This is a genomic window from Streptomyces fagopyri (assembly GCF_009498275.1).
GTDB classification, from domain to species: domain Bacteria; phylum Actinomycetota; class Actinomycetes; order Streptomycetales; family Streptomycetaceae; genus Streptomyces; species Streptomyces fagopyri.
This window is the reverse complement of sequence record NZ_CP045643.1, coordinates 2482879-2497723: the sequence shown is the minus strand read 5'-3', so window position 1 is coordinate 2497723 and position 14845 is coordinate 2482879. Positions and strand designations below refer to the sequence as shown.

The window sequence follows — 14845 nt, the reverse complement described above, 5'->3', positions numbered from 1 at the left end:
GGAGGCTACCCGCACCCGGGCGGCCCGACTGTGCGAGGCTCCTCCCCATGCGTTACGTCATCATCGGAGCGGGAGCCGTGGGCGGGGCCGTCGGCGGCCGGCTCGCCGAAGCGGGACACGAGGTCGTCCTGGTCGCACGGGGCGCGCACCACGAGGCGCTGCGCGCCGGTGGACTGCGCCTCATGACCCCGGAGGGCGTCCGCACCCACCGGCTGCCCGTGGCCGACGGGCCCGCGGCACTCGGCGCGCTGCGTGCCGACGACGTCCTCGTGCTCGCCGTCAAGACGCAGGACTGCGAGGCGGCCCTGGCGGCCTGGGGCCCGGCCCCCGTGGCAGGCGGTGGTACGGCCGCCGAGCGGCTGCCGCTGGTCTGCGCGCAGAACGGCGTGGAGAGCCAGCGCCTGGCGCTGCGCCGGTTCCGGCGGGTGTACGGGGTCTGTGTCTGGCTGCCCGCCACCTTCGTCGAGCCCGGCGCCGTGTCGGCGGCCGGCACCCCCCTCACCGGCATCCTGCACCTCGGCCGGTATCCGCACGGTACGGACGGGACGGCCCACAGGATCGCCGCCGACCTGGAGAAGTCCCGTTTCGAGGCGCCGGTCGTGCCGGACGTGACGCGCTGGCAGTACGCCAAGCTGCTCGGCAACCTCGCGAACGCGATCGAGGCGGTCAGCGGCCCGCTGACCGGCGAGGGCGGCCTGGAACTCTTCGGGCGGGTTCGCGCCGAGGGTGAGTCGGCGCTCGCCGCCGCCGGCATCGCGTACGCGAGCGAGGAGGAACAGCGGCTGGCCCGCGGCGACAGGATCCGCCTCCAGCCCTTCGACGGCGCCCCACGCCGCGGTGGCTCCTCCTGGCAGTCCCTCCACCGCGCGACGGGGACCATCGAGGCCGACCACCTCAACGGCGAGATCGCCCTCCTGGGCCGGCTGCACGGCGTACCGACCCCGCTCAACGACCTGCTCCAGCGACTCGCGAACACCTTCGCGCGCGAGCGCAGGGCGCCGGGTTCGATGCCGGTCGCCGAACTGGTGCGGCTGGCCGGGGAGGCCGTTGCACTGGCGGACGAGGAGCGGCCCCCGCGTTCCTAGAGCCACCGGTACGGAGCGCGTGTGCGGGTGGCGGCACCCGGAGCCGTAGGGAGTACGTGTGCGGGTGGCGGCACCCGGAGCCGTAGGGAGTACGTGTGCGGGTGGCGGCACCCGGAGCCGTACGGAGCACGCGCACGGGGCGCGGCACCCGGAGCCGTACACATGGTCTGCCCGAACTCCTCGCCCGGGTAGGGCCGTCGAGCCGGCGACGCGGACGGTAACGGCACCTCCCCGTGTCCCCGCCGGAGAGGACCACGCGGCGCGGCGGACACGGCGCACGGGGCACGGAGCAGGGTCTGTCGTTCGGATCACGTGGCGGGACGCCGACAGGCACGCGCGTCCGGGTCACACCGGACCGAACGGCGGACGCTACGCGCCGACCGCCGCCAGCGCCGGCATCCGCGCCTCGTCGTAGCGCTCCAGCAGCACCCGCGCCACCTCCGGCGCCGGGCCCAGCACGTCCGCGAGCACGTCCGCGTCGGCCGCGCCCCGGGCGATACGGTCCGGCAGGAAGCCCGGGGCCAGGACATAGGGCGCGACGGCCACCCGCGCACAGCCGAGTGCACGCAGCTCGCGCACCGCGTCCTCGGTGCGGGGGAGGGCGGCGGAGGCGAACGCGGGCCGCACGGCGCGCCAGCCGGTGCGCCGCCACTCCCGCGCGAAGTCCGCGATCACCGCGATGGCCTCCGGGTCCGTGGACCCCGCCGAGGCCAGCACGACCCCGGTCGAGGCCTTGTCCGCCGGGGTCAGTCCCGCCTCGTACAGACGCCGTTCGAGCGCGTCCGCCAGCAGGGGCGACGGGCCGAGGACCGCCGCCTGACGGATACGCAGCCGTGCCGGGGCCTGCCGCAGCACCGCCGGGATGTCCGCCTTCGCGTGGAAGGCGCGGGTGAGCAGGAGCGGCAGGGCCACCACGTCCCGTACGCCCTCCGCCGCCAGGGACTCCAGCACCCCGTTCACCGAGGGGACGTTGAAGTCCAGGAAGCCGGTCTCCACGCGCAGGCCGGGCCGCCGTGCCCGTACCCGCCGGACAAGGGCGTGGACGGTCGCGGCATGGCGCGGGTCGCGGCTGCCGTGGGCGATGACGAGGAGGACCGGACGGTACATGGAGGACTCAGCTCCTCACGAGGAGACCACGACCGCGCAGCACCCGCCGTTCCAGGGGGCTGAAGAGGAGCAGGTCGATCGCGATACCGACGAACAGGATGAGGAAGATGGCGAGGAACACCATCGACATGGAACTGGCGTTGCGGCCGTTCTCCAGCAACTGGCCGAGTCCGACGCCCAGATCGGGCGAGGACGCGATGATCTCGGCGGCCATCAGCGAACGCCAGGAGAACGCCCAGCCCTGCTTGAGGCCCGCCAGATAGCCCGGCAGCGCCGCGGGCATGACGATGTGCCAGGTCCCACGCAGCCCGGTGGCACCGAGCGTCCGCCCCGCCCGCAGGAAGAGCGGGGACACCTGGTCGACACCCGAGACCAGACCGTTGGCGATCGAGGGAACGGCGCCGAGCAGGATCACGGCGTACATCATCGAGTTGTCCAGGCCCAGCCAGATCACGGCCGGCGGCACCCACGCCACCGAGGGCAGGGACTGCAGGCCGGACAGGACCGGACCGATCGCGGCGCGTACGAACCTCACCCGCGCCACCAGCAGACCCAGCGGTGTGCCGATCACCAGCGCCAGCACGAAGCCGAGCAGGCCCCGGGAGACGCTGGTCCAGACGTAGTCGAGCAGTGTTCCCTCCAGCCACGCGTTCTTCGCCTCGTCCCAGACGGCCGAGGGCGAGGGCAGCTTGCTGGGGTCGGTGACGATGTCGAACGAGATCAGCGACTGCCAGACCACCAGCACCAGCGCGACGGCGACGAGGGGCGGCAGGACCTTCGCGAGGAAGACCTGTCCGAAGGAGGGCCGGTCGGTGTGGACCGCGGTCTCCAGGGCGTCGAGGCCCGCGAGGTCGTTGTCCTCGGTGCCCGCCCCGCCCTCCCTTACGGCCGCGTCGTCCGTGGTCTCAGTGCTGGCCATGACGGCGGATCTCCCCACGCAGTTGTTCGGTGATCTCGACGGACAGCTCCGCCACGGCGGTGTCCTCGATGCGGCGCGGCTGCGGAATGTCCACGGTCCACTCGCGCGCCACCCGCCCGGGGCGCGAGGAGAGGAGCACGACGCGCTGCGCGAGCCGCACCGCCTCGCGCACGTTGTGCGTGACGAAGAGGACCGACAGCCGCGTCTCCCGCCAGATCCGGGTCAGTTCGTCGTGCAGGACGTCCCGCGTGATGGCGTCCAGCGCCGCGAACGGCTCGTCCATCAGCAGGAGCCGGCTGTCCTGGGCGAGCGCGCGGGCCATCGCGACGCGCTGGCGCATCCCGCCGGACAGCTCGTGCACCCGCTTTCCGTACGCGCCCTTCAGCCGTACGAGTTCGAGTAGTTCGTCCGCCCTGTCGCGGCGCTCGGACTTCGCGACACCCCGCAGACGCAGGGCGAGTTCGATGTTCTTGCCCGCGGTCAGCCATGGGAAGAGGGCGTGCTCCTGGAACATCAGGGCCGGGCGCCCGTCGGTCGTGATGCCGCCCGTGGTCGGGGCGTCGAGCCCCGCCACCAGATTGAGCAGTGTGGACTTCCCGCAGCCCGAGGCCCCCAGGAGGGTGACGAACTCGCCCGGTGCGACATCGAAGGTGATGTCGTCGAGGACGAGTTGCGGACCCGCCGGTCCGGCGAAGGACTTAGAGACGTGCTCGATCCTGGCGGCGGGGGCGACCGCTGTGGCGCTGTCGGCGCTGTGGGCGGTCCTGGCGAAAGTCGTGGCCATGGTCGTCACCTCCTGGGAACTCATCGGGATCCGGGACTACTTGACGCCGAGACCGGCGTCGTCGACGGTGCTCTCGCCCTCGGCCGTGAGGACCTTGTTCAGCAGGGTGAGGTCGTAGATGCCCGTCAGGACGGGCTTCTCCAGCAGGCCGGACTTCACGGCGTGCTCCGCCTCGGTGTTGAGGGTGGACGCCAGCGGGTCGTCGGTGACCTGGATCGACTTCCAGGCCGGGTCGAGCACATCGGCGGGCAGCGCCTTGCCGGAGTCGGCCTCCAGCTGCTTGTTCGCCGACGCCTTCGCCTCGTCCGGGTTGGCGTTGATCCACTTGTTGGTCTCGACCGAGGCCTTCAGCACGGCCTCGACCGCCTTCGGGTGCTCCTTGAGGAACTTCTGCGACACGATGATGTTCGTGATCACGAACTTCTTGTCGGGCCACAGGTCCCGCTCGTCGAGCAGTACCTTGCCGCCCTCGGCGACCAGCTTGGACGCGGTCGGCTCCGGCACCCAGGCGCCGTCGATGGAGCCGGACTTGTAGGCGTCCGGGGTGATCTTGTTGTCCGTGCGGACGACCGAGACATCGCCCTTGCCACTCTGCGGGTCGACCTTCCAGCCCTGCTCCGCGGCCCAGTTGAGGAACGCGACGTCCTGCGTGTTGCCGAGCTGGGGGGTCGCGATCTTCTTGCCCTTGACGTCCTTCAGGGACTTGATCTTCTTGGGGTTCACCACCAGCTTCACACCGCCGGACGCCGAACCGCCGATGATGCGCAGGTTCTTCCCCGCGGACTTGGTGTAGCCGTTGATGGCCGGCGAGGGACCGATCCAGCCGATGTCGATCGAACCCGAGTTCAGCGCCTCGATCTCGGAAGGGCCGGCGTTGAAGATCTGGTACTTGGGCTGCGTGGCGCCGAGCTCCTTCTGGAAGTAGCCCTTCTGGTTGGCCACGAGCGCGGTCGCGTGCGTCAGGTTGCCGAAGTAGCCGATCTTCACGGAGTCGAGGCCGTCGATCTTCTTGGACCCGGCGGCGACCTTCGCCTTCGAGCTGTCGTCCTTGGACTCGGAACCGTAGCTGCAGGCGGCGAGGGCGAGCAGCGGGAGTACGACGGCGGCGGCTGTGCCACGGCGTGCGAGGGCGGAGCGGATGGCAGGCACGGGAGGCTTTCCTCTCGTTGGCCCGGCGGTCACGGTTTCAGTTCGTGGCCGGGAGGTCGGCAGGTCTTCGCCGTCGTTTCCGGGGTGGGGGTACCACCCGGTTCGGGCGAAGCCGGGGACGTGGGGGAGCGTGGGGGGACAGGGCGCGCAGGCAGTGCGCGTACGTCACCTCGCACATCGCGCCACCCCGCCCTGCCCGCTGCCGAGGGCGCCGCTGCCGACGCGGCCGCCCTCCTTGGCGAACGTGGAGTAGAAGTCGGTGGAGGTCATGTCAGAAGTCCCACCCGTCGTCGTCGCCCTCGTCCTTGACCGGCTGCGGCGCGGCGAAGGACTCGCCGACCATGCCCGCGGTGAGCGTGGTGCCGTCCGAGGGGTCGATCAGGATGAACGCGCCGGTGCGCCGGGAGTCGGCGTACGAGTCGAGCGGAAGCGGCTCGGCGGTACGGATCTTGACGCGGCCGATGTCGTTGGCGGCGAGCCGGCCCGGGTGGGGGTGCAGCGAGAGGTCGTCCAGCGTCAGCCGGGACGGGATGTCCTTGACGATCGCCTTGACCGTGCGGGTGCCGTGCTTGAGCAGGACCCGGTGGCCGACCGTGAGCGGCTGGTCCGCGACGTGGCACACGGTGGCCTCGACGTCCTGCGTCGTCGGGGGCGCGTCCTTGCTCGGCACGAGCAGGTCGCCGCGTGAGACGTCGATGTCGTCCGCCAGCAGGAGGGTCACCGACTGCGGGGTCCACGCGATGTCGACCGGCGTGCCGAGCAGGTCGATTCCGGCGACCTTCGAGGTGCGCCCGGAGGGCAGCACGGTCACGCTCTCGCCGACCCGGAAGGTACCGGCCGCGATCTGGCCGGCGTACCCCCGGTAGTCGGGGTGCTCGGCGGTCTGCGGGCGGATCACGTACTGCACGGGCAGCCTTGCGTGGCAGTGCGCCAGGTCGTGGCTGACCGGCACCGTCTCCAGGTGTTCCAGGACCGTCCGGCCGCCGTACCAGTCCATGTTCGCGGACGGTTCCACCACGTTGTCACCGGCGAGCGCCGAGATGGGGATCGCGGTGATCTCGGGGACGCCCAGCTCGGAGGCGTACGCCGTGAACTCCTCGGCGATCGCCGCGAAGACGGACTCCCGGTAGTCGACGAGGTCCATCTTGTTGACGGCGAGGACGACGTGCGGGACGCGCAGCAGCGCGGCGACGGCGGCATGGCGCCGGGTCTGCTCGATGACGCCGTTGCGGGCGTCGACCAGAACGACGGCAAGGTCGGCGGTCGAGGCGCCGGTGACCATGTTCCGGGTGTACTGCACATGGCCCGGGGTGTCGGCCAGGATGAACCGGCGGCGCGCGGTGGCGAAGTAGCGGTAGGCCACGTCGATCGTGATGCCCTGCTCCCGTTCGGCGCGCAGGCCGTCGGTGAGCAGCGCGAGGTCCGGGGTGTCCTGGCCGCGGTCGGCCGACACCCGCTCCACTGCCTCCAGTTGGTCGGTGAGGACCGACTTGGAGTCGTGCAGCAGACGGCCCACGAGTGTGGACTTGCCGTCGTCGACGGAGCCCGCGGTGGCGAAGCGCAGCAGTGTGGTCGCCGACAACTGCTCGACCGACAGGGGCTCGGCGGGTTCGGTGGCGCTCGTCATGACTAGAAGTACCCCTCGCGCTTGCGGTCTTCCATCGCGGCTTCCGACATCTTGTCGTCGGCGCGGGTGGCGCCCCGCTCGGTGAGCCGGGAGGCGGCGATCTCGGCGATCACGGCGTCCAGCGTGGTCGCGTCGGAGTCGACGGCGCCGGTGCAGGACATGTCGCCGACGGTGCGGTAACGGATCCGCCGCTTCTCGACCGTCTCGCTCGCCTTCGGACCGCCCCACTCGCCGGCGGTCAGCCACATACCGGCGCGCCGGAAGACCTCGCGCTCGTGCGCGAAGTAGATGCCGGGGAGTTCGATGTGCTCGCGGGCGATGTACTGCCAGACGTCGAGCTCGGTCCAGTTGGAGAGGGGGAAGACGCGGACGTGCTCGCCGGGGGCGTGGCGCCCGTTGTAGAGCTGCCACAGCTCGGGACGCTGGCGGCGCGGGTCCCACTGGGAGAACTCGTCGCGCAGGGAGAAGACGCGTTCCTTGGCGCGGGCCTTCTCCTCGTCGCGGCGTCCGCCGCCGAACACGGCGTCGAAGCGCTCCGACTGGATCTTCTCGGTCAGCGGCACGGTCTGCAGGGGGTTGCGGGTGCCGTCCGGACGCTCCTTGAGGACGCCGCGGTCGATGTAGTCCTGTACGGAGGCGACGTGCAGGCGCAGGCCGTGCGCGGCCACCGTGCGGTCGCGGTACTCCAGGACCTCCGGGAAGTTGTGCCCGGTGTCGACGTGCAGCAGGGAGAAGGGGACGGCCGCGGGAGCGAAGGCCTTCAGCGCCAGGTGGAGCATGACGATGGAGTCCTTGCCGCCCGAGAAGAGGACCACCGGCCGCTCGAACTCGCCCGCGACCTCGCGGAAGATGTGCACCGCCTCGGACTCCAGCGCGTCCAGGTGCGACAGCGCGTACGGGCCTGCGTCCCCCGAGCCGCCGGTTGCCTCGGACACAGTGGCTGCGGTCGTCATGCGAGACCCCTTTCGGTGAGCAGCGCGTGCAGCGCGGCCGCGGACTCCTGCACGGACTGGGTGTGCGACTCGAGGCGCAGATCGGGCGACTCGGGCTCCTCGTAGGGATCGTCGACGCCGGTCAGCCCGGAGATCTCGCCCGCGGCCTGCTTGGCGTACAGACCCTTCACATCCCGTACGGAGCAGACCTCGACCGGGGTCGCCACGTGCACCTCCAGATACGCGGTGCCACTGGCCCCGTGACGTTTCCGCACGGCCTCCCGGCTGTCGGCGTACGGCGCGATCACCGGCACCAGCGCCTTGACGCCGTTGCGCGAGAGGAGTTCGGCGAGGAAACCGATGCGCCGCACGTTGGTGTCGCGGTCGGCACGCGAGAAGCCGAGGCCCGACGAGAGGAACTCGCGGATCTCGTCGCCGTCGAGCACCTCGACGCGGTGGCCCTCCTCACGCAGTCGGCCGGCCAGCTCGTACGCGATGGTGGTCTTGCCGGCACTCGGCAGACCCGTGAGCCAGATCGTGGCTCCGGTCACTTGGTTCTCCTGGTTCTCCGCGATCCCGGTCATGGTCAGCCGTGCAGCCCGCACTCGGTCTTGGAACGTCCCGCCCAGCGGCCTGCGCGCGCGTCCTCGCCCGCCAGGACGCGGCGGGTGCAGGGCGCGCAGCCGACGGAGGCGTATCCGTCCGTCAGCAGCGGGTTGGTGAGCACGCCGTACTCGGCGACGTAGGCGTCCACGTCGTCCTGCGTCCAGCGGGCGATCGGCGCGATCTTGACCTTCCGCCGCTTCTCGTCCCAGCCGACGACCGGGGTGTCCGCCCGGGTCGGGGACTCGTCCCGGCGCAGGCCCGTCGCCCAGGCGTCGTACGCCGTCAGTCCCTCTTCGAGGGGCTTGACCTTGCGCAGGGCGCAGCACAGGTCCGGGTCGCGGTCGTGCAGCGCGGGCCCGTACTCGGCGTCCTGTTCGGCGACCGTCTGCCGGGGGGTCAGGGTGATGACGTCGACGTCCATCACCGCCTCGACCGCGTCCCGGGTGCCGATGGTCTCGGGGAAGTGGTAGCCGGTGTCGAGGAAGACCACGTCGACCCGGCCGCCGTCCGGTCGGGCACGGGAGGCGAGATGGGCGACGACCGCGTCCTCCATCGACGAGGTCACGCAGAACTTCCCGCCGAAGGTGTCCACGGCCCACCGGAGGATCTCCAGGGCGGACGCGTCCTCGAGGTCGCGTCCGGCCTGTTCGGCGACGCTCTTCAAGTCCCGGGTCGTACGGTCTTGCTGAATGGCCGTCATATCTCGTCCCCTCCGCCTTCGTCGGGCCGGACGTTCCCGTTCCGAGGGGTGCGGTGCACGCCCTGGGCCAGCAGCCCGAGGAACTTCAGCTGGAAGGCCCGGTTGCACGCCGCGCATTCCCAGGCGCCGTGGCCCTGTTCGCTGGGTCGCAGATCCTCGTCCCCGCAGTACGGGCAGTAGAACGGTGCGGCGCGCTCGCTCATGACTCGACCGCCGTTCTCCTGGGTGTGCGGCCCGGTTGCGGGGCGCTGAGGCCGGTGTTCACGACAGGGCCTCCTCGGAGGCCCGCAAGGCCCAGGTCGCGAAGCGCTCGCCGTCCGCGCGCTCCGCCTGGAAGCGCTTGAGGACACGCTCGACGTAGTCGGGGAGTTCGTCCGAGGTGACCTTCAGGCCGCGGACCTTGCGGCCGAAGCCGGCCTCCAGTCCGAGCGCGCCGCCCAGGTGCACCTGGAAGCCCTCGACCTGCTGTCCCTGGTCGTCGAGGACGAGCTGTCCCTTGAGGCCGATGTCCGCGACCTGGATACGGGCGCAGGCGTTCGGGCAGCCGTTCACGTTGATCGTGATCGGCTCTTCGAACTCGGGCAGACGGCGTTCGAGTTCGTCGATCAGGGAGGCGCCGCGCGCCTTGGTCTCGACGATCGCGAGCTTGCAGTACTCGATACCGGTGCAGGCCATCGTGCCGCGCCGGAAGGGAGACGGCCGGACCGTCAGGTCGAGGGCTTCGAGACCCTCCACCAGCGAGTCGACCCGGCTCTCCTCGACGTCGAGCACGATCATCTTCTGCTCGACGGTGGTGCGCAGCCGGCCGGAGCCGTGGGCCCCCGCCAGCTCGGCGATCTTGGTCAGGGTGGTGCCGTCCACCCGTCCCACGCGGGGGGCGAAGCCGACGTAGAAGTTGCCGTCCTTCTGCCGGTGCACTCCCACGTGGTCGCGCCAGCGGGCCACGGGCTGCTCGGGCGCGGGGCCGTCGACCAGCTTGCGCTCCAGGTACTCGTCCTCCAGGATCTGGCGGAACTTCTCCACGCCCCAGTCGGCGAGCAGGAACTTCAGGCGGGCGCGGGTGCGCAGCCGGCGGTAGCCGTAGTCACGGAAGATCGAGATGACGCCCTCGTAGACGTCCGGGACCTCGTCCAGCGGGACCCAGGCGCCGAGGCGCTGTCCGATCTTCGGGTTGGTGGAGAGACCGCCGCCGACCCAGAGGTCGAAGCCGGGGCCGTGCTCGGGGTGGTTCACGCCGACGAACGCGACGTCGTTGATCTCGTGCGCCACGTCCAGCAGCGGGGAGCCCGAGATCGCGGACTTGAACTTGCGGGGCAGGTTCGAGAAGTCCTTGTTGCCGATGATCCGGCGCTGGATCTCGTCGACCGCGGGGGTGCCGTCGATGATCTCGTCCTCGGCGATCCCGGCGACGGGCGAGCCGAGGATGACACGCGGGGTGTCGCCGCAGGCCTCGGTCGTGGACAGGCCCACGGCCTCCAGCCGGTTCCAGATCTCCGGGACGTCCTCGATGCGGATCCAGTGGTACTGCACGTTCTGCCGGTCGGTGAGGTCGGCGGTGCCGCGCGCGAACTCCTGCGAGATCTCGCCGATGACGCGCAGCTGGTCGGTGGTGAGGCGGCCGCCGTCGATGCGGACGCGGAGCATGAAGTACTTGTCGTCCAGCTCCTCCGGCTCCAGGATCGCGGTCTTGCCGCCGTCGATCCCGGGCTTGCGCTGGGTGTACAGACCCCACCAGCGCATCCGTCCACGGAGGTCGTTGGGGTCGATCGAGTCGAAGCCCCGCTTGGAGTAGATCGTCTCAATGCGTGTCCGCACGTTGAGACCGTCGTCGTCCTTCTTGAACTGCTCGTTTCCGTTGAGCGGGGTGAAGTGACCCACGGCCCACTGCCCCTCACCGCGGTGACGGCTCACCTTGCGGCGGGGCGCGGCGTCGGGATTCTGCGGGGTGGCGGCCATGGTTGATACGTCCTTCGGGACTGCGGGACGGGAAGGAGGGCACTCTTGAGCGCGCGAATGGGCACATACCGGAGTACGTGCGCGCCATCGCGCGGGAGAGGCGAAGGGGAATGCCGGCTCGGCCGGGGCTGTCAGCTCACCGGACAGATGGCGCTGGACATGCGGCCGAGGTCGACGTGCCGCCGACTCACCAAGGCAATTCCAGTTCCAGACATGACGGAAGCGTGTCACGGGCATCTCTGAGGAGTCCACCATCATCCATCATGTGGACACCCTTGTCCCGAGGGGTGGGACAAGGATGGTTTCGGTCACTCGGCCGGTCTGCGAGACCTCGCGACGGCGGGCTGGAGCGCCCGCGTTCTCGCAGGTCAGAGCGTCCGTGCGCCGGGCCAGGGGCCGGGAGCGGTCACGTCCGGCTCCTCCTCGACCTTGGTGTCGAAGAGCCTGAACCCGCGCCGCAGGTAGTTGTCCATGGCGTGCTCCCCGTCCTGGCTGCACGTGTGCAGCCAGACCCGCTTGGTCTCCGCCCGCCCCGGCACGCGCTCCGCCAGGTCCCAGGCCCGCGCGACCCCGTACGAGAGGAGGTGGCCGCCGATGCGCCGGCCGCGGAAGGCGGGGATCAGACCGAAGTAGACGATCTCCACGACGCCGTCGTCCTGCGGTTCCAGCTCGACATAGCCCGCGGGCGTCCCCCGGTCGTAGGCGACCCAGGTCTCCACGCCCGGCCGGTCCAGGAACCGCTCCCACTGCGCGTACGTCCAGCCCAGCCGGTCGGTCCAGCGGACGTCGGCGCCGACCGACGCGTACAGGAAGCGGCTGAACTCGGGCGAGGGGACCCCGGCGCGCACGATCCGGACGTCGCCGTCGGGCGCGACCGCGGGGAGCAGGTCGGCCGGGGCCGTCTGCTCCAGGGACCAGGTGGTCACAGTGACGTTGCTCATGGGGTCAGGGAACCACGGCCGCTCGGCCCCCTCCAAGGCGGGCCCCGCCGCCGCGGACCTCCGGACGGCGCGCCCCCGCCCTCGGGGCGCGCGCCTGGCCGGACACCTAGCCCAGCGAACCGTCCACCGACGTCAGCGGCACGGAGTAGAGGGTCCGCTCCGGTGTCGTGTCGGTGCCCGCGCCGCTGAGGGTCCACAGCTCGCCGGTCTCCTGCCAGTACGACAGGGAGGCGGTGTGCTGCCCCCAGCACGCGTACGACTGGTCACCGCTGCACCGCACCGCCTCGGCGCCGTTACCGCTCTGCCGCCACAGGGTGCCGTGCCGGCCGCCGCTGTCGGGGGTGTGGCCGACGTACCAGTCGGCCCTGCGGGTCCCGGCGGGCGTGTGCGACAGGACGCCGGACAGACCGGTGGCCTTGGTCGTGTAGGCCTCGTCCGCGTCGACCCGGCCCACGGAGTCGCTGCGGAGCAGACCCTCACGGCCCGCGACGGAGCTGTAGGAGTAGCGCCAGATGCGGGTGCGCTCGCCGCCGCCGGTCCCGGAGGCCTCCGTGGCGACCAGGCTGTCCGGCGTCGACGTGCGGTCCAGCGAGAGCGAACCGAAGCAGGGGACCGTCCCGGTGGCGGAGCCGCAGGTGTCGCCCGCCGGGCTGTACGAGCCGACGGCCGGCAGCACGTACTGGTAGCCGTGCGCGGAGTAGCCGCTGCCCACCCTGCCGACCGCGCCGCTGTTCACCCCGGCCTTGAGGATGTGGTGCAGGTCGAAGACGAGCAGCGCGTCGTCGCGGCCGGCGCCGTTGCGGCCGGTCACGATCAGCTTGCCCTGGTACCAGACCATGCCGCTCATCCGGGAGCGGACCGCGTCGAAGTCGCTGCCCCCGTCACGCGGCGCGACGAGCAGCACCCAGCGGTAGGTGAGGGCCCGTGGGTCGCTCGCGTCGATGACGGCGATCCGGGCCAGACCCCGGTCCCCGGCCGTCGCGCCCGCCGCCCGGTCGTCGTGCGTCCAGCCCGCCAGGATGACGCGCTGCGCGCCCCACCGGCCGTCGTCGTCGGCGTCGCCCGAGGTGGTGACGGAGGCGGGTCGCCACTGCCGGGTGCGGGCGTCGTCCCCGGCCCAGCAGTAGGCCCGCGTGGCGACGGGTTCGAGGGGCAGCGCGGCCCGCTCGGCGCCGGAGCACCCCGCCCGGTCGCGCATCACGTGGTCGGTGTCCGCCAGGACGCCCGAGACGCCGACGTTCCCGCCCATGTTCTTGGTGAGCGTGGCGAGGGTGTCCTCGGCGACCAGGTTCTCGTGCAGCCGGAAGCCGCCGGCCGCCGCCGCGGAGCCGAGCGGGGTCAGTGCCCCGGGGCTGTTGCTGCCGGTGGCCTGGGAGGTGCTGATCAGCGTGGCGGCCGCGGTGAGCGCCAGGGCGGTTCCGGCGAGGGTGGCGCGCAGCGCCTGGCCCCTCCGTTGTCGGCGGTGCCTGCCGCGGTGCTTCATGCGTCCTCCCGAGGAAGGCCAACTGCCCCTCTTGATCAGTACGTTGACGGAGAGACGGGTGGGGTGGCCTGTGAGGGGATGCTACGGCAGGGAGCGGCGTACCTGGTCAAGGACCCCCGAAGACGGGCCCGAAATACGCTCCTTGTGGTTCACCGGGGACACGGCGGCCCCGGGTGCGGTACAAGGGGGTCCCGCCACGCGCGCCCTGCGTACCGCCGGCGCCGTCGAGTGGGCGAGCAGGTCCCGGGGGTCGTCCGGGAGGGCCAACTCCACCTCGGTGTCGTCGCAGAAACGATACGGCCGGTGTTCCAGGAAGGCCCCGAGGTACCGCCGTACGCGCGACATCTCGGCCCGTACCGTCACCGTGCGGCCGGAGTCGCCGAACAGGTCGTCGGCGAGGCCCGCGGCGCTGCGGCCGGCCGGACGGGTCGCCAGCAGATAGAGCAGCTCGGCGTGGCGGGGGGTCAGCTCCTGGCACCAGGTCCCCGCGTCCGAGGCGACCGTCACCGACCAGCGGCGCGGATGTGCCAGGTCCAGCACGATCCGGGCCGGCCGCCGGGGCGCCGGTTCGTCGGCGGCCCGGACCAGCCAGCCGCCGGGCAGCGGCTCCACGACGCAGGTCCCGAGCGTCGGCAGCCAACCCCGGCCGGTGCTCGGCTCCTTGGGCAGCGTGAGCCGGTTCGTGTACGGCATCCCGGTGACCGCCGCGGTCCAGCCGTCCCGGTCGACGGCCACCGCGCGCCCGCCGAGCCGGGCCAGCACCGGCGCCGCCACCGCGCGCAGCCGCTCCAGCGAGGTCAGGTGCAGCTCGCGCAGACGCGCCTCGGCGAGCTGGGCCACCGAGCCGACCAGCGCCAGCGTGGCGGGGTGCAGCGTGTCCAGCGGCCCGCTCACGTCCACCACGCCGAGCAGGCTGCCGTCGCGCGGGTCGGTGACCGGGGCACCGGCGCACGTCCACGAGTGATGGGTGCGCACGAAGTGCTCGGCGGAGAACACCTGTACGGGTTGGCGGGTGACCAGCGGGGTGCCCACGCCGTTCGTGCCGACGACGTTCTCGCGCCAGTCCGCGCCGAGGTCCAGACCGAACCCGTCGGCCTTGCGCAGCACCGACGCGCAGCCCTCGCGCCACAGCACCCGGCCCTCCTGGTCCGCGACCACCACGATGTGGTGGGCCGCGTCCGCGACCGAGAGCAGCCCCTCGCGCAGCACCGGCAGCACGTGCCGCAGCCGCGAGGTCTGCCGCCGGCGCTCCACCTCGTCGCGGACGAGCAGCCCCGACCGGACGTCGTGGTCGGGGTCGACGCCGTCGCGGAGCATGCGCTCCCAGGACTGCCCGATCACCGGGCGCGGCGCGATTCGGGCCGGATGCCCGGCCAGCGTGGCCTCGCGCACCTCGCCCAGCACCCGGGCCGCCTGCGCGGCGTCCAGGGCCGCGAGCCGTGTCACGTCGATCGGCGGGTGCTCCACTGATCCTCCCCGGACGGACTGCGCACGGTGGCGGACGACCGGACGCTCGGCTCTTTTCGGCCAAGGGAGATCCGCCCCGTACTGGCTGC

15 protein-coding genes are annotated in these 14845 nt (G+C 71.8%); 1 reads left to right on the top strand and 14 read right to left on the bottom strand.

Annotated elements, in window-relative coordinates:
* Positions 1–47 precede the first annotated feature (47 nt).
* Positions 48–1085 carry a ketopantoate reductase family protein gene (locus GFH48_RS10635; protein WP_153288023.1) on the top strand — a complete coding sequence of 346 codons (1038 nt, stop codon included), beginning with the start codon at positions 48–50 and terminating at the stop codon, positions 1083–1085.
* Positions 1086–1454: 369 nt separating this feature from the next.
* Here the strand turns inward: GFH48_RS10635 and GFH48_RS10630 are convergent, their stop codons facing one another.
* From GFH48_RS10630 to GFH48_RS10565, 14 genes are all read right to left on the bottom strand, one after another.
* A complete protein-coding gene (locus GFH48_RS10630) occupies positions 1455–2192 on the bottom strand; it encodes a sirohydrochlorin chelatase (protein ID WP_153288022.1) in 738 nt (245 codons plus the stop codon).
* Positions 2193–2199: 7 nt separating this feature from the next.
* Complete coding sequence (locus GFH48_RS10625; RefSeq protein WP_153288021.1) at positions 2200–3111, bottom strand: ABC transporter permease; 912 nt, start codon at positions 3109–3111, stop codon at positions 2200–2202.
* Positions 3098–3895 (bottom strand): ABC transporter ATP-binding protein, encoded by a 798-nt coding sequence (locus GFH48_RS10620; protein ID WP_153288020.1) that lies wholly within the window; start codon positions 3893–3895, stop codon positions 3098–3100. The genes GFH48_RS10625 and GFH48_RS10620 overlap by 14 nt, the downstream gene beginning before the upstream one ends.
* A gap of 36 nt (positions 3896–3931) precedes the next feature.
* Positions 3932–5044 carry an aliphatic sulfonate ABC transporter substrate-binding protein gene (locus GFH48_RS10615; RefSeq protein ID WP_153288019.1) on the bottom strand — a complete coding sequence of 371 codons (1113 nt, stop codon included), beginning with the start codon at positions 5042–5044 and terminating at the stop codon, positions 3932–3934.
* 271 nt (positions 5045–5315) lie between these two features.
* Positions 5316–6671 carry a sulfate adenylyltransferase subunit 1 gene (locus GFH48_RS10605; RefSeq protein WP_153288018.1) on the bottom strand — a complete coding sequence of 452 codons (1356 nt, stop codon included), beginning with the start codon at positions 6669–6671 and terminating at the stop codon, positions 5316–5318.
* A 2-nt stretch (positions 6672–6673) separates the two neighbouring features.
* A complete protein-coding gene (gene cysD, locus GFH48_RS10600; protein ID WP_153288017.1) occupies positions 6674–7624 on the bottom strand; it encodes a sulfate adenylyltransferase subunit CysD in 951 nt (316 codons plus the stop codon).
* Positions 7621–8187, bottom strand: a complete 567-nt coding sequence (gene cysC / locus GFH48_RS10595; RefSeq protein ID WP_153288016.1) for an adenylyl-sulfate kinase — start codon at positions 8185–8187, stop codon at positions 7621–7623. The genes cysD and cysC overlap by 4 nt, the downstream gene beginning before the upstream one ends.
* Before the next feature lie 2 nt (positions 8188–8189).
* Positions 8190–8909, bottom strand: a complete 720-nt coding sequence (locus GFH48_RS10590; RefSeq protein ID WP_153288015.1) for a phosphoadenylyl-sulfate reductase — start codon at positions 8907–8909, stop codon at positions 8190–8192.
* Positions 8906–9112, bottom strand: a complete 207-nt coding sequence (locus GFH48_RS10585) for a hypothetical protein (protein WP_153288014.1) — start codon at positions 9110–9112, stop codon at positions 8906–8908. Before GFH48_RS10585 ends, GFH48_RS10590 begins: the two co-directional genes overlap by 4 nt.
* Positions 9113–9170: 58 nt before the next feature.
* Positions 9171–10865, bottom strand: a complete 1695-nt coding sequence (locus tag GFH48_RS10580; protein ID WP_153288013.1) for a nitrite/sulfite reductase — start codon at positions 10863–10865, stop codon at positions 9171–9173.
* Between the two features lie 131 nt (positions 10866–10996).
* Positions 10997–11080 (bottom strand): putative leader peptide, encoded by an 84-nt coding sequence (locus GFH48_RS39900; RefSeq protein ID WP_309474722.1) that lies wholly within the window; start codon positions 11078–11080, stop codon positions 10997–10999.
* A gap of 153 nt (positions 11081–11233) precedes the next feature.
* Complete coding sequence (locus tag GFH48_RS10575) at positions 11234–11806, bottom strand: GNAT family N-acetyltransferase (protein WP_153288012.1); 573 nt, start codon at positions 11804–11806, stop codon at positions 11234–11236.
* A gap of 106 nt (positions 11807–11912) precedes the next feature.
* Positions 11913–13289: a hypothetical protein gene (locus GFH48_RS10570; protein ID WP_153288011.1), complete on the bottom strand. Its 1377-nt coding sequence runs from the start codon at positions 13287–13289 to the stop codon at positions 11913–11915.
* Between the two features lie 81 nt (positions 13290–13370).
* The gene (locus GFH48_RS10565; protein ID WP_228120510.1) at positions 13371–14756 is read right to left on the bottom strand and encodes a GAF domain-containing protein; all 1386 of its coding nucleotides are present in this window, start codon (positions 14754–14756) and stop codon (positions 13371–13373) included.
* Positions 14757–14845 lie beyond the last annotated feature (89 nt).